Genomic DNA, 19,230 nt, shown 5'->3' on the forward strand with positions numbered 1-19,230 from the left:
CGTGCCGTTTCCCGGTCAGCCACCTTGATCGCGGACCGTGTCAGCTGTGCTGAGTTCCGTCGCCCAGACCGCTGCCGGTGTCGTCTCCGCCGCCGGGGACCCGTTGACCGGGGTGGTCACCCGTGTCCTCACCCCACCGCTGCGGGAGGTGTACGCCGTGCTGCTGCGGGCGGGCGTGATCGACATCGTCGACTGATCGCCCGCAAGCTTTTCGAGCAGCCCCGGTGCGAACGCGGCTGCCGCGGTCGCCGCACCCGCGCATCCCAGCGCCTGCCCCCACCCGACCGGTCCGAGCGGGGTGCAGCCGAGGAGCTGGCTGACCCCGGGTGTACCGACCATCACGGTGAGTGCGGCCAGTGATCCGCCCGCGGTGAGCACCACGAGCGGGCTCCGCGAGTCGATCAGCGTCTGACCCAGCTGCGTGCCGACCAGTGCCACCAGCCCCACCGTCGACGCCCGGCGTTGCCTGCCCGTCACGCTCGCCAGCGCCCACGCCGTCGTCGCGCCTGCCGCGGTGGCGGCGCCGCGGATCGCGACGGTCCGCCACAGCGCAGCGCTGTCCGGTCCGCGGCCCTCTCCCCGGGCCTGTTCGTTGGGCGGGCTCACCGCGAGCGCGGCAGCGGGCAGGGCGTCCGTGAGCACGTTCACCAACAGGAGCTGACGCGCCGTGAGCGGCGACCGTCCGGCGATCGCGCTGCCGATCAGGGCGAACGCCACCTCCCCGGCATTTCCGCCGAGCAGCACGGACACCCCCGCCTGCACCCGCCGCCACAGCTGACGGCCCTCGTCGAGGGCGTCGAGCAACGCGTCGACGCGGCCGTCGAGGAGTACCACATCCGCGGCGCTGCGGGCCGGGTCGCTGCCGCGCGAGCTGACACCGATCCCCACGCTGGCCGCCCGGATCGCGGCCGCGTCGTTGGCGCCGTCGCCGACCATCGCGCAGACGTGACCGACGCGTTCGAGGGTCTGGACGATCTGCACCTTGTTCTCGGGCGACATCCGGGCGAAGACGACGCACTTCTCGACGGCGTTCTCCTGCCCCCGGTGCGAGAGGGTGTCCCAGTCGGTCCCGCTGATCACCTGCTCGGACGACACGGCCAGTCCCAGCTCCCGTGTGATGGCGGTGGCGGTGACGGGATGGTCGCCGGTGATCAGCCGGACCCCGACCTGTAGCCGTTCCAGGTCCGGCAGCAGTCCGGCCGCTTCGGGGCGTGGGGTGTCGGCCAGCCCGAGCAGTCCGACGAGGTGCAGGTCGCTGCCGCACAGATCGTCGAGTACCGCGGCGTCGTCGGCCGCGCGGCGCGCCTGGAAGGACGTGACGGTCCGGCGGGCGACGGCGATGACGCGCAATCCGTCGGCAGCCATGCCGAGAACGGTGTCGTGGACGGCGTCGGCGTCGATACCGGTGCACGCCGCGACCACGACCTCCGGTGCACCCTTCACCGACAGCTGCGTCCCCGACAGCGCGGCCGAGTAGGGCCGGCCGGAGCGGAACGGCAGGACGCTGCTCCGGTCGTCCTCCCGCGGAAGCAGACCCACTGCCGCGTCGGCGATCGCGACGTCGGTGGCATGCGCGGCCGGACCGCCGTCGGGCGTCACGGCGCTCCGGCCCGCGCACGCGAGGACGTCCTCGCGATCGAACCCCGGTTCCGGGACGGCGGTGACAACCCGCAGGCGGTTCTCGCTCAGGGTGCCCGTCTTGTCGAAGCACACCACGTCGACGCGGCCGAGCGCCTCGACGGACCGCGGTGCCCGCACCAGCGCGCCCGACTTCGTCAGTCTGCGTGCGGCGGCCTGCTGCGCCAAGGTCGCGACCAGCGGAAGCCCCTCGGGAACCGCCGCCACCGCGACCGCGACGCCGCTCGTGACGGCCTGCCGCAGTCCGGTGCCTCGCAAGAACCCCACGGCTGTGACCAGGGCCCCACCGCCCACGCTGACGGGCAGCACCCGGTCGGTGAGGCTTCTGAGCTGCGCCTGCAGACCCACGTGCGACGCACTCGCGGGGGTGAGCGCACCCGCGCGTCCCGCTTCCGTTGCGTCGCCGACCGCGGTGACGATCGCCGACGCCGTGCCGGTGAGGATCGTGGTACCCGCGAACACCATGCATGCACGTTCGCTGAGCGGCGCGCCCGGGGTCGGCGACGGCTGCTTGCTCACCGGCAGCGATTCCCCGGTGAGCGAGGACTCGTCGACCTCGACGCCCGACGCCTCGACGAGCCGGCCGTCGGCGGGCACCACCTCGCCGGGGCCGATCTCGATCACGTCGCCCGGCCGCAACCGGGAGGCCTCCACCCGCTCGGTCACGCGGCGCTCCGGGGACCCGGCGACGCGGTGCGCGGGCGGATCGCCCGCCGCCAGCAACCGGTTCAGCAGACGTTCCGCGTGCAGGCGTTGCACGGCCGACAGCGCGGCGTTGCCCGCCAGCACGGACCCCACGAGCACCGCGTCGATCGGCGACCCCAGCAGGGCGCTCGCCGCCGATCCGGTGGCGAGGACGGGGGTCAGCGGATCCGACAGTTCCGTGCGCATGGCCCGGCCGAAATCCCAGGCCAGCCCGACCGGCCACGCGGTGAGCCGCCCGATCGCCTCGACCGGGGTCAGCACCAGATTCACCGACCGGCGCCGGGACGCCGCGGCCTCCTCGTCGTCGCGCGCGGGCAGCAGCCGGCGCACGTCCGTCACCGGCATCTCGTGCCAGGCGTGAACCGGGGCGGCGGGCGGAACCTCGGCCCGCAGGACACTGCGCGCGAGGGAGTGCCCCGTCCACAGTCCTGCGGCCGCGCCGACCGTGACGGGTCCGGGTCCGCGCCCACGCACTCCCGGCAGCATGACGAGCGCACCGAGCATCGACGCCGCCGTTGCGATCTCGACGCCACGCCGGCTCGCCGTCCGCGCGTCCGGCAGGGACCGCAGCACCCGCCAGACCCCGACGAGGTCGTCGACCAGCAGGTCCGCGCACCACGGCGGCGGGGCGTCGTCGGCGAGGACACCGATACCGACGTCGGCGGACGACAGGGCGTGCGGCGCCCGGCTTGCGACCACCGCCACCGACGCGCCGTTGGCCTGCAACTGCGCGACGGCGTCGCGCAGGTCCGCGTCCAGTGATCCGCTCGAGGGGAGCAGATCGTCGAACGCCGAGCGGAGTCCGCCGAGCGTGTCCACGTTCACCGACACCACCTGGGCGCCGGACGTGCGCGCCTGCGCGAGCACGGCCGCCGCGCTCGGATGGTGGGCAGGCGTCACGAGTACGGCGGCATCTTCGTCCACAGCTGCCGCGGCGACGTCGTCCGGCAGGTCGGTCAGCGCGTGCCAGCCCACCCCGAGGGCGCCGGCCTCGACGGCAGATCGAGCGGCCTCCCACACTCTCGTCCGGTCGGCGTCCCGAACCGCACGGATGCCGCTCACCCGGAGCTCCGCTGTGTGCAGCACCGCCGGGTCCACGACCACCGCGTCGACCCGGTCCAGGCAGCGCAGCGCGCCGGGACGCAGGGCCAGCACGGCATGTCGATCGGCCAGTCCACGGCCGAGTGTCGCGGCGAAGGCCTCACGCGCGGTGCGCGCCGCCTTCGGCGCGGCGACCAGGGCCGCGTCCGCGGCGCCCGCGACGCTTCGGGTCGCCGCTCCCACCGCGGTCGCGCCCACCCACTGCGCGATCGCCGCCCGGTCCACGTCCCGCTCCACCGGTCCCGATGCGCCGCGTGCGCGGGCGGGGCGATCCGTGTCGTCCGCGGGGGCCCGGGCCAGTTCGGGTTCGCGGCGGTGCCATACCCGCCGGCCCGACCACGCCTCCGCCGCGATCGCCGACCGCAGTGCCACGTCCACGGCGAGTGACGCAGGTGCCCGCCGCAGCACGTCGCCGACGGCCTGAGCGGTGGCGAGCAGCAGTTCGGCGGCGTCCGGCCCGAGCCGGTCCTCGACCATGCTGCGCAATCGCGGTTGATAGTTGACGAACGTGACTGCGGCGGCAGGCACCGCCGCCGGCAGGGTGGGCATTGGAAGCAGGCGAACGCCGGCGGCCGCGACCAGGCCCGTCGTGACGGCGGCGAGTGCGAGGGCGCGTTCGGCGAGTACGACGTCGTCGCCGGGAAGTTCTCGGGGCCGGTCGCGGACGGCACCGCGGGCGATCGGTCGCGCGACACCCTCCGCGCCCGCGACCACGGCACACAGCGTGGCCACCGACGGTCCGTCCTCGTCGAGCGTCACCACCAGTCGGGACAGCGCGCGGTTGAGTTCCGCTCCCGCCACACCGGCGGTCTCTCGGACGGCGCGGAGAACGGTCGCGGCCACGTCATCCCCGCGAGGCCCGTCGAGTCCGCGGACCTCGATCCAGGCACGACCGTGTCCGGAACTCGTGCGGCGGGCCGGGGTTCCCCCGAGCACCTCGGTGGCGATCTGCGTCGCGGTCCGCGCGGTGGTGGATATCAGATCGACTGCGACCGCGCCTCCGAAGGACGCCACCCCGAGTCCGACACCGGCGCCGCGCACCGGCAGGGAGGCGGCGGCACGGACGTATCGACCGAGTCCCACGGCAGCTACTGCCTGGAACCCGCGCCGAACTGCCGCAGCACGAGCGCCGCCCCGCCCACGGTGACGAGCACCGGCCACTCGACCAGTCCGGCCGCGCCGACGGCGGCCAAGGTCAGCGCGGCGGCAGGCGTCGAATGACTCCCGCTCTCCATTCCGGACCGGACCCCGCTCGCCGCTCCGCGCACTCCGCCGACCACACCACCGATCGCGGCCCCTCCGACCGCGCCGACCGCACTGGTCGTCGCGTTCGCGGCACCTGACACGGCGTGCACTGTGCCGTCGACGATTCGCATGATGAGCTCCCATCGGCCGTGGCCACAACCGCCGTTGCACGGCGGATCATGTCTGCGGTACCCACCTCAGGGTATTCTCAACCGCCGCACGCCGGAACACTTTCAGGGAACTCTCAGCGCCTACCGGATACTGTTCTGTCCCATAGGAATTCGATCACCCTGTTCGGTGCGCCAGAATTCCCAGCCGTCGTGGGTCTCGACGTCTCCGCTGATGTGACTGGCAACGGCGGTCGCCGCCGTCGTGGGGTCGGGGAACCGGCGGCCCTGCATCGGACCACGCATGATCTCCAGAGTCTGGGTGTCGGGGTCGAACCGTCCGACCAACCGATATCCCTCGAAGTCGGCCACGACCTCGAGTCGGCTATCGATCAGTTCCTCCAACGCCGCCGCCGCCTTGGCCGGCTTCTTCCGGGCCGAAGCGCGCGCGACGGCATCAGCGTGCAACGCCGCCGCCGTCGTCGCGCGTTGCGCGTCGCTGTACCGGCTGGGGTCCTTCTCCCCCGCCAACCCGAGAAGATCCCAGCGCCCGCGTCCGTGCGCGATCCGGCTCAGCGGAATCGCGTGGTGCCCGGTCCGCGTGCGGCCCGGGGTGTCCATCATCCACAGATCCACCTCGGCGCGGATGTCGTCGGCGACCTCGGAGGAGGGCACGACGAAGAACTCCTCCGGCGAACTCGCGAGATCCACGAACACCCAGAACTGCGAGCCGGTGTCGTCGTCGTCGAGCGATTCGTCCTGCTTGCGGGCCTGCCAGTCGCCGCTGAGCTTGGAGCGCACCCGCACGATGCGACTCGTGCCGTCGTCGCCCCAGACCTGGACGGGGTTACGTCGCGAGTGGGTGAGCCTGACGGCTTTGCCGCCCCGTTCCACGACGTCGGCGATGAAAGCCTGGATTCCCCGGCTGGCGGTGTCTTCCACTGTCTACGTGTCCGTCCCTGATTCTGCGTCCCGTACGCAGGTGGAGAGAGGTGTGGCGACGGGTTTGCACAGCACGACTCGGGGGTTCTTCTCCTCACCTTACGTGCCGAGCCCGGTTTCGGTGACTACCCGACCGGGCGTGCCGCTTCGGCTGCCTCGGCGAAGAACCACGACAGCACCAGGGCACCGGGGTCCACGACGCCGCGCGCCGCCTCACCGATGTAGCTGGCCCGCCCGCGCCGCGCAGTGATGTCCGCGGTCGCCGCGGCACCGCGGGCGGCGGCGTCCGCGGCCTCGGCCAAACCCTCGGCCGGACTCTTCCCGGCCGCGACGGCCGATTCGAGGGCGGCGACGGCAGGGGCGATGGCGTCGATCATCGTCTTGTCGCCGGGTTGCGCCCCGCCGAGTTCCTGGATCGTGTCGAGGCCTGCTCGTGCCGCGGCGGCGATCGCCTTCGTGTCCAGTCCGTGCGGTGCGTCGGCGGCCACCCGGTAGAACTGCCGGAACCAGACACCGAACAGCGCGCCGGACGTGCCGCCCGCATGACCGAGGTAGGCGTCGGACAGTGACTCGAACACCGTCGCCGGGGAGTAGCGGTCGCGGATCCCGGGCACGCCGACGTGGTCGAGGGCGGCCACCATGTTGGTGCCGAAGTCCCCGTCGCCCGCGCGGCGATCGAGGTCGGTGAGGTTCGGTTCCTCGGCGAGCACCTTCTCCACGAACGCGACGATCCACGCGCCCACCGCTGCCCGGCCCATCGTGTCGGCGGTGCCGGGCACCTCCGCCTCGTCCTCGCGGGAGGCGACGTTCGACCGGAACCGCACCTCGGATTCGTCTGCGATGCCACGGAATTCCCCAGCCGGGGCGTTCGGCCATCCCGGCGCGGCGGTCGGAGCGTCCCACAGGTCGAGGAGCTTGTCGTCGCAGCGCACCAGTGTGATGGACGCGCCGTCCATGTCGAGGGCGGTGACGAAGCTCCCGACCAGCGAGCGACGGATCACCACACCCCGCTCCGCGAGGTGGTCGGCGAGCTCACCGAACAGCAGTTGCAGCTCCAGCGGATGGGCCGCGCCGAGCCCGTTGACGATCGCGATCACCGGCTCGCCCCGCTCCACGCCGAGTGAGGCGAGGACGGGGTCGGTGAGCCGGCGGACCAGTTCGGCCGCCCCCATCGCGTCGACTCGTTCGGTTCCACGTTCGCCGTGAATGCCGATCCCGAGTTCGATCTGCCCCTCCGGGAGGTCGAACGACGGCGAGTCCGCCCCCGGAACGGTGCACGCTCTGAGCGCGACCGCCATGCTGCGGGAATTCCGGGCGGTGCGTCGCCCGAACTCCGCGACGGTGGCGAGGTCGTCGCCGCGTTCGGCCGAAGCGCCGCAGATCTTCTCGACCGCGATCGTGGCCGCGGTACCGCGACGTCCGGGTCCGTCCTCCCGTTCGGAGGCGACGTCGTCGTCGACGAGCACGTGCTCGACCGTGATGCCGTCCTCCGCCGCCAGTTCGCCGGCGATGCGGAAGTTGAGGACGTCGCCGGTGTAGTTCTTCACGATGTGCACGACGCCGCCGCCCGCATCCACGGCCCGGGTGGCGGCCCGCACCTGCAGCGCGTTGGGCGAACTGAAGATCAGGCCGGGGCAGGCTCCGGTGAGCATGCCCCGGCCGACGAACCCGGCGTGCAGCGGTTCGTGCCCGGACCCGCCGCCCGACAGCAACGCGACCTGCCCGGACGGCAACGGTTCCCGCCGTGTGAGATAACCCGGTTCCGGATGCCATTCGAGATCGTCGGTGGTGGCGACGGCCCCGCGGAGCGCGTCGACGACGAAGGACTTGGGCGAGTTCAGGAACTGTGGGTGCGCCATGCTCCCAGGCTAAGCGTCCACATGTGAGTGCCGCGGAGTGCCGGAGCACACTTTGCCACTCACGTGGGAGGCGGCGGCCAGTGCTTCCTCGAACTCCCGCAGGCCCGATTGCGATCCGAGCAGCAACGCGAGCCGGGTCAGGAATCCCTCGCGGTCCGATTCGTCCGCCTGGTCGAGCGCCTCCGACAGTCCCATCCACACGTTCTCGCGCAGCAGGCCGTCCGGTGCCGCCGTCGCCTCCGTGTGCGCGGGGACGACGCCCAGCGTGGGTGCGGTTGCCGTTTTCAGGTGGTCGTGAACGTTGCCGAGCAGCGACAGGTCGCGGATCCGGCACAGGACGAGTCCGTCCGGGCGGATCACGAAGCACTCACCCGCGGACGCGCCGAGAGCGGTCGGCAGCGCACCGTCGGGGTCGTCGAGGACCGTCAGGTCGGCCGCCGCGTCCACCGCCGCCCCCGGTGCCGGGACGACGACCGCCCGCACCGATTCTGGCGACAGCGCCATCGCGAGCGCGGACGCGTGTGCGGCGATCCTCCGGGCACCGGCCGCGTCGACTCCGACACCGAGGAGCGCAAAACCCGTTCCCCGGACCCGGTTCAGCGAAGACTCCACCGACCCTTCGGCGGTGACGACGCGGACGCGCCGGTCCTCCATCGGATCCCCGGACAGCACGCCGGTCGTCCCCTCGGGCACCGGCCACGTGAGCGGCGACAGGTGCGCGTGCGTCGCACTCGACTGCCGCGGATTGATGAGGTGACCGAACTCCGGACGGGTCGTGGCCAGCGCCAGCACCGCGTCGCGGGTGGTGCGGTACCCGTGGCTGCCGGGCGACATGATGAGCGTCGACTTGCCCGCGTTGTCGACGTTCTGCCGCCAGGCGGCGCGACGTTCGGCCGAATACGCCTGCAGGAGAGACTCGTCCGCGGTCCCGTGGACGACGGCGGCCAGTGTCCAGGCCAGGGTCTCGGCGTCCTCCATGCCGGAGTTCAGCCCGCGGACACCGAAGATCGGCACCAGGTGGGCGGCGTCCCCGGCGAACAGGATGCGACCGTGCGTGAAGTCGTCCAGCGCGAGCGCGTGCGCGCGGTAGAAGCCGTGCCATTCCAGGGTCCACGGCACGTCGTTCTCGAGCCAGTCGAGGTGCCGGGTGATCCGGTCGCGGATGCGGTCTTCCTGCGTCTCGAGTTCGGCGTCGTCGGAACTGTCGAGTTGGTAGTCGATGCGCCAGATGTCGCGGGGTTGCTGATGCATGATGATCGTCGAGCCGGGGTTGCTCGGCGGGTCGAACCACACCATCCGCTCGGCGGGCAGCGTGGATTCCCAGTGGATGTCGGCGATCACGTAGTTGCCCTGATAGCTGTTTCCCTGCAACCGGATTCCCGCGAGTTCGCGCATCCGGCTGCGGCCGCCGTCGGCGGCCACCACCCACCGCGCGCGGAGTCGGCGCGCACCGAACGCGGTGTCGACGTCGAGCGTCACGTCCTCGTCCGACCGCAGCACCCCGGCGACGCTCGACGACCAGTGGAACGTGATCAGCGGGTGCGCGAGCAGCGTGTCCGTCATGATCTGTTCGATCTCGGACTGCGACACGTTGACCATGGGCCCGCGGACGTCGTGTTCGCCGTGCGCCATCTCGAAGTGCAGCACCTGCTCGTCGCGGTAGAAGCTGCGCCCACCCACCCAGGGGAGCACGATCTTCTCGAGTTCCGGGCCGAAGCCGAGCCGGGCCGCCACCTCGAGGCTGTGCCGGGAGATACAAATGGCGCGGCTGCCGAACGACACCTGGTCGGCGGCCTCGAGCACGGTGACGGGGATCCCGCGCTGCGCGAGGCCGAGCGCGACGCCCATGCCGACCGGGCCCGCGCCCACGACGACGACGGGCAGGGCCTCGTCGGTTGCACCGGTCGACGCGAATTCCGTTACCGGGTACTTCTGTGGCTGAAAGTAGGTGGACATGTCAGGCGGCCTCCGCTTCCCGGCGCTTGGTGTTGGTTTCCGGCAACAGCAGGATCGAGACGAGACTGACCACGGCGATCACCACGAAGTAGGCGGTGACGGCCGTCGAACTGCCGAACGCTTCGAACAGCCACGTCGCCATGAACGGTGCGAGCCCGCCGCCGAGGATGGCGCCGATCTGGTAGCCGAGAGACGCACCGCTGTAGCGGATGTGGGCGGGGAAGAGTTCCGCGAACAGTGCCGACTGCGGCCCCGCGGTGGTACCGAGCACCGCCGCCATCACGATCATCGCGAGCAGCATGACGGGGATCGACGCCGTGTCGATGAGCGGGAAGAACACCGCGGCCACGATCACGAGTGCGATCGAACTCCACGTGTACACGCGGCGCCGGCCGAGCACGTCCGACTTCCAGGCCGACAGGGCCATGCCCGCCATCCAGACCGGGCACGCGACGATCAGCAGTGTGAGCATCGTGGCTCGGCTGTATCCGAGTTCCTTCGTGCCGTACGTCAGGACGTACACCATGAACACGTAGGCGATGCCGTTGGTCGCGATGAACGTGCCGGCCGCGAGCAGCACCGTCCGCCAGTTCTTCGTCAGCACCTCGACGATCGGCATCTTCACGATCGTGTCGCTCTCCTTGGCCTCCGCGAAGGCTGGGGACTCGAAGACTCCGAGCCGAATCCACATCGCGACGCCGACGAGCACGGCGCTCATCAGGAACGGCACCCGCCAGCCCCACGTCTGGAACGCGTCGTCCGGCAGCAGCTGGGTGACGGCGAGGAACACGACGTTCGCCATGATCACTCCGGCGGGGACGCCCATCTGCGGTGCCGCGCCGTACAGTCCGCGTTTGCCTTCGGGGGCGTGCTCGGTGGCCATGAGTACCGCGCCGCCCCATTCGCCGCCGACGCCGATGCCCTGGACGAACCGCAACGCCACCAGCAGGATGGGTGCGGCCACCCCGATGGCCTCGAAGTTCGGGAGCAGGCCGATGCCGACGGTCGCGGCGCCCATCATGGTCAGCGACAGCACCAGCATCGACTTGCGTCCGATGCGGTCACCGAAGTGGCCCATGACGACACCGCCGATCGGGCGGGCGATGAAGCCGACCGCGAACGTGGCGAATGCGGCGAGGGTTCCGGCGAACGTCGACGCGCCGGGGAAGAACTGCGGTCCGATCACCAGGGCTGCGGCGGTGCCGTAGATGAAGAAGTCGTACCACTCGATCGCGGTACCGACGAAGCTCGACAGGACTGCCCTGCGCGCTTCCTTGTGAGACACCGGCGGTGTCGCCTCGGTGATTGCCGTCATCGTCTGCCTTCCCGGTTCTGCTGCGCGCACACTCATCCGCTACCGGAAAACAATGACCCGACTCACATACGTCTGAAAAGCGGGACTATCCCCACATGAATTGCGGAAAAACCGTGGAAGGCGCGAATAGGCAGGTCAGGCCGTGACGAACCGGATGAATGCTCGCGCGACCCGGCTCAGCGTCGCCTCCTGATGCCATGCCACGACCACGGCCACCGACGCCGGTTTCGGTTCGGCGATCGGTTTCACGACGACGGGCAGACCCTCGTACGTGACGTCGACCCGGGGTCGTTGCAGCAGCAGCGTCCACCCCAGACCGCGTCCGACGAAGGCCCGCGCCGTCTCGAAGTTGGCGGTGCGGTACGCCACCCGGGGCGCGAAACCGGCCTCCCGGCAGACGTCCATCGCATGGTTGGTGCTCGGTGGCGCGTCCAGCAGCACCATCGGGTGCTCGGCCAGATCCGCGAGCCGCACCGGCCCGTCGACGCCCGCCAGCGGATGCTCCGCCCCGAGCACCACCATCGGCTCCCGGGTCATGAGCGGCACGGTCTGCCACTCCGGGGACAGGTCGAGGTCGTAGACGATGGCGACGTCCAGTTCGCCGCCCTCGAGCTGCGTCCGCAACCGGTTCTGCGTGTCTTCCCGGAACTCCACGGACGCCCGCGGGTACTCGGCGGTGAACGCGTACAACATCGACGGCAGGATCGTCGGGCCGAGCGCGGGGTAGCAGCCGACGGCGATCGGCCCCGCGACGACACCGCCCTCCCCGGACGCGTCGGACTGCAGCTCCCCCGCCTGCTGCAACAGGGCGCGCGCCCGCGACAGCACCGCCTCCCCCGTCGGGGTCAGCTGCACACCGCGGGCGCGTCTGCGCACACACAATTGCGCCTTCAGTGCCTTCTCCAGGTCGGTCACCGCCGCGGACAGCGCCGACTGCGACAGGTGCATCCGCTCCGCCGCACCACTGATCGTTCCGGTCTCCGCGACCGCCACGAACGCCGCCAGCTGGCGCATCGTGTACACGGGGACGTTGTCGGGGCGGGGCATGCAAGAACGGTAGCGCGGACATTTCAGCGTCCGGTGGCCGCCGGAACCTGCGCGAGCACCTCCCGGGTGGCGGCGACCAGCCGCGCGAGCCACGCGTCCGTGCCGACGGCCCGCCGGAGTGGCTCGTTGGGGAGTTCGATGCTCACCGGGAGACCCGCCGGCAACGTCGACCAGATGTCGGCGAGCGGGATGCCACCCGTCCCCGGAACGAGGCGCTCCTCGCGGGCCTGACGGATCAGTTCGGCGTCGTCCGGCGGCGCGGGCACCGAGCCGTCACACATCTGGGCGTAGTGCAGCCATTCCCGCGGGATCGCTGCCAGGTCGTCGAGGGTGGTGCTCGACCGTCCCACGTGCAGCCCGTCCACCAACACGCTGCGGGCCGGCCCGTCGGCCTGCGCCACGATCTCGACCGCGGTGGTCGCGTCGGGCACGGCCGTCCACGGCATGAATTCGAGGCTGGCGACGATGCCGTACTGCGCGCACAGTTCCGCCAGCCGGGCGTAGGAGTCGGCGAGCCGGGCGCGGTCGCGGTCGTCGCCGCCGACGAGCACGGCCTTCGCGCCGAGCCGTGCGCCCGCCTCGAGCAGCGGAACATACGACTTGGGATCGAAATCGGCTCCCAGCCGGATGATTTCGAGGTCGAACACCTCGATCGGCGAATCGTCGAGACGACGGATCAGCGCGTCGAGGGCGGTGTCGTCCTCGTGCAGCGGGTAGGCGGTGGTGCCGGGCGCGGCCGGCAGCAGCCGGATCCCGATGGTGTCGAAGCCGTGCTTCTCGGCGAGGTCCACCTGTTGCAGCGGCGCGGTGTCGAGCACGGTGAGTGCGGCGAGGCCGAGTGGGGCGGTCATCGCTGATCTCCTGTCGTCGAGGCGAGGCGGCGACCGGTGAGGTAGCCGAACGTCATGGCCGGGCCGAGGTTGATGCCGCCGGACGGGTAGTGGCCGCCCATGACGCTGGACTGGTCGACCCCGACGGCGAACAGCCCGTCGATCGGCTGGTCGTCGTCGTTCAGCACCCGGGACGCCGCGTCGGTGACCAGTCCGGCGAACGTGCCGAAGCTGCCGGGCACCACCTTGACCGCGTAGAACGGGCCCTCCTCGAGCGGTGCGAGGGAGGCGTTGGGCCATGGATTGTCCGGGTCTCCCGACCCGATGGTGAACGGTGTGGTGCCACGACCGAACTCGGGGTCGACGCCGTCGCGGGCGCCCTCGTTGAACGCTGCGACCGTCTTCTCCAGGCCGTCGGGGTCGACGCCGATCTTCTCGGCCAGCTCCCGCACGGTGCGGCCGCGGGTGAGATACCCCGACTTCAGGTACGGCCACGTGGGGATCGGCAGCGGCTTGGCCATGCCCAGCGGGAAATACCGCAGGTACCGCTGGTCGGCGATCAGCCAGGAGCAGACCTCGTCACCGTCGGGGACCTGGTCGACCATCGCGAGGGTGTAGTCGTGGTAGCCGAGGGCCTCGTTGACGAAGCGGCGTCCGTCGGCGAGAACGCCGATGGCGCCGGGCTTTCCGCGGTCGAGGATGTGCGGGAACACGCCCTCCTTGCCGTTGCGGTACCGGATGATCGACACCGGGCAGTACGCCACCGGCGACGCGACCGAGCGGTCCAGTCGCCCGCCGACCGATTCGCCGAGGGTGATGCCGTCGCCGGTGGTCGTGGACGGGGTGAGGGTCCGGTGTTCCCGTCCCGTGGGTGTGCGGGGGAAGAGTTCGCGACGCCGGTCGACGTCGCGACTGAAGCCACCCGTCGCGAGGACGACTCCGCGGCGCGCCTGCACGGTGTAGGCCCCGTCCGGGCCCTCCAGCCGGACACCGGTGACGGTGCCCGCGGAGTCCGTGGTCAGCGCGGTGGCCGCCGTGCTCACGCGAATCTCGACACCGGCGTCGAGCGCGGACCGCAGCAGCCGCCCGACGAGTGCGGTGCCGTTGACGAGTTGCTGGCCGCGGCGTGTGGTGGCGAGGTCGAGCAGGTGCGTGGACACCCTGCGGGCGCAGTGCACGAATGCCTTCGCCGAACGCGTCGAGTGCAGGAAGGCCTGCAGGTCCGGGCCGGCCATGATGCCCATGCCGAGGAACGACGTCTCGTAGAGCTGACGACGCAGGAGCGCCGCGACGTCGGGGCCGAGTCTCCGCAGGCTCACCGGCTTCGGCCCGACGGAGCGGTGCCCCGTGCCCGCTCCCGGCGTGTCGCCGTGGATGTCGGCGATCTTCGCACCCGGAACGAATTGCAGCGCCGTCTTCTTCTCGAAGAACTCCACCATCTCGGGTGCCCCGTCGAGCAGGGCGTCGACCTTGGCGGCGTCGAAGTTCTCGCCGAGTCGGTGCTCGAGATAGGTGCGCGGCAGCGAGCGGTCCTCGTTCACGTCGTCCGCCTGAGCGAACAGGTTCCGCGGAGCCCACATCCAGCCGCCGGACCATGCCGTCGCGCCGCCGCACGTGTCCGCCTTCTCGACGACGAGGACGGAGGCGGCCCCGTCGGCTGCGGCGACGGCGGCGGACAGACCGCCCGCTCCGGAGCCGATGACGACGACGTCATAGGTGGCGGTGGTGTGTTCGGGGGTCATAGCGTCTCCTGAGCGGATGTTGTTGCGAAAGTCGGTGCGGGCATGAGGTCGACCACCCGGCCGGTGCGCGAGGACTCGTAGATCGCCGCGATGATCGCCAGCGAGGCGCGCGCGTCGCGTCCGGTGACGGCGGGGTCGCGACCGGTCAGGACGGCGTCCGCGAAGTCCTGCACCTGGAGTGTGTGGAAGTCGGCGAGTCCGGCGTTGACTTCCGTGACGTCGAGATTGGCACGGACGCCGGGGGTGAACGGGGTGCGGAACTCGACTTCGCCGGGGACCGTCCAGATCTCGTTGACGCCCTCCCTGCCCTCCGGGAACTCGAGGACGCTCGCAATCGCACCGGTCTGCCCGATCACGGTGACCCGGTTGCCGAGGTTGTGGTTGGCGCCGGTGGTCGCGGTGACGGTCGCCGTGCCGCCCGACGCGAACGAGACGACGGCGGACGCACTGTCCTCGGTCTCGATGTGGGCGCCGTGCGTGTGGGTGCGGATGACGCCGCTCACCGAGACGGCCTCACCCATGAACCATTGGAGCATGTCGATCTGGTGGACGGCCTGCGTCATCAGGACTCCGCCGCCGTCGGTGTCCCACCGTCCGCGCCACTCGTCGGCGGAGTAGTAGGACGGCGGGCGGTGCAGGAGCACCGACGCCTCACCGAGTACCGGAACGCCGATCCGGCCGTCGTCGACGGCCGTTCTGATGCGTCTCGCGGCCGGCCAGAACCGGCGCTGGAACAGCACACCGAACGTGATGCCGGCGCGGTCGGCGGCCGCGATCATCCGGTCGGCCGCCGCGACGTCGACGGCGATCGGCTTCTCGCACAGCACGTGGATCCCGGCCTCCGCCGCCGCGACGACCACCTGCTCGTGCACGGGGTGCGGTGTGCAGACGGTGCACGCATCGAGGCCGAGGGAGGTCAACTCCTCCACCGAACCGACGGCTCGCGCGATGCCGTGCGTGGCCGCGAACTCGCGGGCGCGGTCGACGTCGGGGTCGCAGCAGCCGACCACCGCGACGCCGGGCACCTGCCGCAGGGCCCGCGCGTGGTTGCCGGCGATCTTTCCGCAGCCGACGATGCCGATACGTAGTGCCATCAGTAGTGCTCCTCCGTTTCGACGTCCCGGGCCGCGGACTCGCCGCGGTCGAGACGGTTCAGTGCGTCGACGTCCGCGGCGGTGAGCCGCACGTCGAGGGCGGCCAGGTTCTCGGCCTGGCGCGCGGGATTCGCGGATCTCGCGACCGGCACGACACCCTGCGCGAAGTGCCAGGCCAGGACCACCTGCGCGGGGGTGCGGTCGAGGCGCCGGGCGATGTCGGTGACCACGGGTGAGCCGAGAACCTCGCCGCGGCCCAGTGGGCTCCACGACTGCGTGGACACGCCGAGTTCGTCGTCGGCGCGCCGGACCGGCAGCCGGGCGAGCGACGGGTCCATCTGGATCTGGTTGACCGCGGGCGATTCTCCGGTCTCGGCGACGACGCGACGCAGGTGCGTCTCCAGGAAGTTGGAGACGCCGACGTGGCGGACGAGGCCGGCGTCGCGGCAGGCGAGCATCGCCTCGAACGCCGCCACGTACCGGTTGTGGCGTGGCAGCGGCCAGTGGATGAGGAACAGGTCGAGCCGATCGAGTCCCAGGTTTTTCAGGCTGCGCTCGACCGCGCCGCGGATGTCGCCCGACACGTGGTCGCTCCCCCGCAGTTTCGTGGTGACGAACAGCTCCTCGCGGGGCACTCCGCACTCCGCGAGCGCCACCCCCACGGCGTCCTCGTTGTCGTAGATCGTGGCGGTGTCGATAAGCCGGTAGCCGGCTTCGATGCCGGACAGCACGGCCCGGGTGGCGTCCGGGCCGGTCAGTGGCCAGGTCCCGAGACCGAGGGGCGGGATGTCCATCATGCGCTGACCTCCTCGAGAGCATCGGCGGCTGCGGTGATCTTCGCGGCGACGTCGGCTGCGGTGACGAGAGCGGCGTGGATGGAGCCGCCGTTGCCACTCGCGTCACCGACCGTGTGGACGCCGAGTCGGGGTGCCGACGACCGCACTGCGGCGAGCAGGTCGGTGCGCGGCGCGACACCGTGCGAGATCAGCAGTTCGCCGGGGGCGTCGACCACCCGCTCTTCTCCGGCGGTCGAGATCACCACCCGGTCTTCCTCGATCCGGGTCACGATCGACGACAGGTGGGTGGTGAGGTTCGCACTCGCCGCGAGCCGCGGCAGCAGCACGATCTTTCCGCGCCGGCCGACGTCGTGGGCGATCGTCTCCTGCGGGCCGATCATGACCACCTTCGTGCCGTGCCGGAGCAGGTCGTCGGCGACCGCGGCCGCTTCCCGGTCGGCGCCGAAGATCGTGATCGCCTCGGGTGCCGGGTCTCCGGATTCCAGGAACTCGCGGACGTCGCGGACCCTCCGGGTGTGTGCCCCCGGGAGGTCGACGTCAGGTCCGCGGCCGCCCGTCGCGAGCACGACGGCGTCGAAGTCGAGTTCCGCCAGTGCTGCGGCGTCGACTCGTGCGCCGGTGTGGCAGGTGATGTCGAGGTCGGCGATCTCGGCGAGGTACCAGTCGACGATCCGCGCGTACTCGGGGTACTCGTGCAGCCGGGAGGCCAGCGCGAAATCACCACCGAGGCTGTCGCGTTCGTCGTACAGGTCGACGCGGTGCCCGGCGAGCGCGAGGTCGCGGGCGGCCGCCATCCCCGACGGGCCACCGCCGACGACGGCGACGCGCACCGCCACGTCCGCCGGTTTCGACGGCTGCTCGAGTTCGCGGCCCACCCACGGATTGACCGAGCACGGAACGGGTCCGGCGGCGAGGCTGTCGATGCAGTAGTTGCAGGCGATGCAGGGCCGGTACCGGCCGCCGTCCAGCGCGCGGTTCGGGAAGTCCGGGTCGGCGTGCAGGGTGCGGGCCATGCTGACGAAGTCGGCCTGCCCCGATTCGATGATCTGCGCCGCGACCTCGGGTGAGCTGATCCGGCCTGCGACCCCGACGGGGAGGTCGAAGTCCCGCGTGTACGGCTCGGAGTACGGGGCGAGGAGGCCGCGTGGCCACTCGCCGGGTTGGATGATCCACTGCCCGGATTCGTAGTTTCCGGCGGAGACGTCGAGGAAGTCGAGCCGGCTTGTGTCGATCGCGTCGATGCGGGCGCGGGTCGTCTCGGCGTCGAGACCGCCGTCGACGGCCTCGAACGCCGAGAACCGCAGTCCGAGAGCGATACCCGGCGCCATTGTGCGCACGGCGTCGATCACCTTGTTGACGAACAGCGCCGGATCGGCCCACTCGTCGTCGCGGTGGTTGTACGCCGGCGACAGGAACTGGTGGATGAGGTAGCCGTGACCGCCGTGCAGCGAGATCACGTCGACCCCGGCCTGCTGACAGCGCGCGGCGGCCTCACCGAAGCATTCGATGATGTGCTCGATGTCGTCGCCGTCGAGTTGCTCGGGCATTTCGCCGCCGACCACCGCGCACGGGATCGGTGACGGTGCGACGGGGACGAATCCGCTGACGGAACCCTGCGCGGTGCGGCCGCCGTGATTGAGTTCGACGCCGACGAGCGCGCCCTGCGCATGAATCGCCTCGGCCATCTTCGCGATGCCCGGGATGCGTTCGTCGACGTCCACACCCATCTGCCGGATACGGCCCTTGCCGTCGGCCCGCACGTAGCTGGCCTCGGTGAAGACGAGAGCGGCACCGCCCGCCGCACGGCGCTCGAGGTACGCGACGTACTCGTCGGTCATCGTGCCGTCGACCTCGCAGTAGTTGCGCTCCATCGGCGCCGATACGAAGCGGTTGCGCAGTCGCACGTTCCCCAGGTCGAGTGGTGCGGCGAACGGACGCGCGGTCATCGGGACTCCTCGAGAACGGTCGGGGCGCACTGATCGGCGAGCAGTTCGCCGAGGTGACGTCGCATGCGGTCGGGGTCGGGGACGACACCGGTGAGGAGGGCGAACGTGTCGGCCGCCTGAGCGACGAGCATCTGACCGCCGTCGAGCACGTCGCAGCCGAGAGCGATTGCTGCCGTGACGAGTTCGGTCCGCAGCGGGCGGTAGACGATGTCGGCGACCCACAGTCCGGGGCGGAGCGCGTCGGTGTCGAACGGCGTTCCCGGATGTCCGACCATGCCGATCGGAGAGGCGTTGACGACGCCGTCGCAGTGCCCCAGTGTCGCTTCGATCGCGTCGAGGGGGATGGCCGTGACCCGCGTCTGCGGGAAGGCCGCCGCGACGCGCGCGCAGACGTCCGCGGCACGGGCCGGGTCGAGGTCGGCGACCCGCAGGTCCGTCACCCCGGCGGCGGCGAGCGCGTAGGCGACAGTCGAACCGGCACCGCCCGCACCGGCGAGGACGACGCGGCCGAGCCTGGCATCGGGCAGTCCCCGGCGCAGCGCCGCGAGGAATCCGCTGTGGTCGGTGTTGTGACCGACCAGGCGGCCGTCGCGAACGACGACGGTGTTGACAGCACCGAGAAGTCGTGCGTTGTCGGACAATTCGTCGAGTGAGTCGACGACCACCTGCTTGCACGGGTGGGTGATGTTCAGTCCGGTGCAACCGGCTGCGACGGCCTGCCGCAGCGTGTCGCCGGAGTCGTCGACGGGGATGCCCTCCGCCGCGACGTCGAGCAGGTCGTAGCGGTAGTCGGTCAGGCCGAGGGCGGCGGCCTCGTGTTCGTGCAGCGCCGGCGACAGGGACGTGGCGATCGCTGCCCCGACGAGGCGGATCCGGTGCCGGGTGGATACGGGGTGCATGACAATC

Annotated in this window: 13 protein-coding genes; all 13 read right to left on the reverse strand. The window is 71.2% G+C overall.

Going from position 1 to position 19,230, the window contains the following annotated elements; genetic code table 11:
• Positions 1–15: 15 nt before the first annotated feature.
• Entirely contained in the window at positions 16–4,527 is a 4,512-nt protein-coding gene (locus tag RHA1_RS08940) for a cation-translocating P-type ATPase (RefSeq protein ID WP_041811284.1), read from the reverse strand.
• A gap of 5 nt (positions 4,528–4,532) precedes the next feature.
• Positions 4,533–4,820, reverse strand: coding sequence for a hypothetical protein (locus RHA1_RS08945; RefSeq protein ID WP_005252344.1), 288 nt, complete (start codon positions 4,818–4,820; stop codon positions 4,533–4,535).
• 120 nt (positions 4,821–4,940) lie between these two features.
• Positions 4,941–5,738, reverse strand: coding sequence for a hypothetical protein (locus RHA1_RS08950; protein ID WP_011594761.1), 798 nt, complete (start codon positions 5,736–5,738; stop codon positions 4,941–4,943).
• A 125-nt stretch (positions 5,739–5,863) separates the two neighbouring features.
• Entirely contained in the window at positions 5,864–7,597 is a 1,734-nt protein-coding gene (dhaL, locus tag RHA1_RS08955; protein WP_011594762.1) for a dihydroxyacetone kinase subunit DhaL, read from the reverse strand.
• A gap of 9 nt (positions 7,598–7,606) precedes the next feature.
• Positions 7,607–9,553 (reverse strand): FAD-dependent monooxygenase, encoded by a 1,947-nt coding sequence (locus tag RHA1_RS08960; RefSeq protein ID WP_011594763.1) that lies wholly within the window; start codon positions 9,551–9,553, stop codon positions 7,607–7,609.
• A gap of 1 nt (position 9,554) precedes the next feature.
• Positions 9,555–10,868, reverse strand: coding sequence for an MFS transporter (locus RHA1_RS08965; RefSeq protein ID WP_011594764.1), 1,314 nt, complete (start codon positions 10,866–10,868; stop codon positions 9,555–9,557).
• Positions 10,869–11,003: 135 nt separating this feature from the next.
• The gene (locus tag RHA1_RS08970) at positions 11,004–11,915 is read right to left on the reverse strand and encodes a LysR substrate-binding domain-containing protein (protein WP_011594765.1); all 912 of its coding nucleotides are present in this window, start codon (positions 11,913–11,915) and stop codon (positions 11,004–11,006) included.
• A 23-nt stretch (positions 11,916–11,938) separates the two neighbouring features.
• On the reverse strand, positions 11,939–12,766 hold the full coding sequence (locus RHA1_RS08975) for a sugar phosphate isomerase/epimerase family protein (protein WP_011594766.1): 828 nt from the start codon (positions 12,764–12,766) through the stop codon (positions 11,939–11,941).
• The gene (locus RHA1_RS08980; RefSeq protein WP_011594767.1) at positions 12,763–14,487 is read right to left on the reverse strand and encodes an FAD-dependent oxidoreductase; all 1,725 of its coding nucleotides are present in this window, start codon (positions 14,485–14,487) and stop codon (positions 12,763–12,765) included. The genes RHA1_RS08975 and RHA1_RS08980 overlap by 4 nt, the downstream gene beginning before the upstream one ends.
• Complete coding sequence (locus RHA1_RS08985; RefSeq protein ID WP_011594768.1) at positions 14,484–15,581, reverse strand: Gfo/Idh/MocA family protein; 1,098 nt, start codon at positions 15,579–15,581, stop codon at positions 14,484–14,486. The genes RHA1_RS08980 and RHA1_RS08985 overlap by 4 nt, the downstream gene beginning before the upstream one ends.
• Positions 15,581–16,378, reverse strand: coding sequence for an aldo/keto reductase (locus RHA1_RS08990; RefSeq protein WP_011594769.1), 798 nt, complete (start codon positions 16,376–16,378; stop codon positions 15,581–15,583). The genes RHA1_RS08985 and RHA1_RS08990 overlap by 1 nt, the downstream gene beginning before the upstream one ends.
• Entirely contained in the window at positions 16,375–18,324 is a 1,950-nt protein-coding gene (locus tag RHA1_RS08995) for an oxidoreductase (protein ID WP_011594770.1), read from the reverse strand. The genes RHA1_RS08990 and RHA1_RS08995 overlap by 4 nt, the downstream gene beginning before the upstream one ends.
• Positions 18,321–19,223 carry a shikimate dehydrogenase gene (locus RHA1_RS09000; RefSeq protein WP_011594771.1) on the reverse strand — a complete coding sequence of 301 codons (903 nt, stop codon included), beginning with the start codon at positions 19,221–19,223 and terminating at the stop codon, positions 18,321–18,323. The genes RHA1_RS08995 and RHA1_RS09000 overlap by 4 nt, the downstream gene beginning before the upstream one ends.
• Between the last annotated feature and the right edge of the window lie 7 nt (positions 19,224–19,230).

It is taken from the genome of Rhodococcus jostii RHA1, from assembly GCF_000014565.1.
Lineage (GTDB): Bacteria > Actinomycetota > Actinomycetes > Mycobacteriales > Mycobacteriaceae > Rhodococcus_F > Rhodococcus_F jostii_A.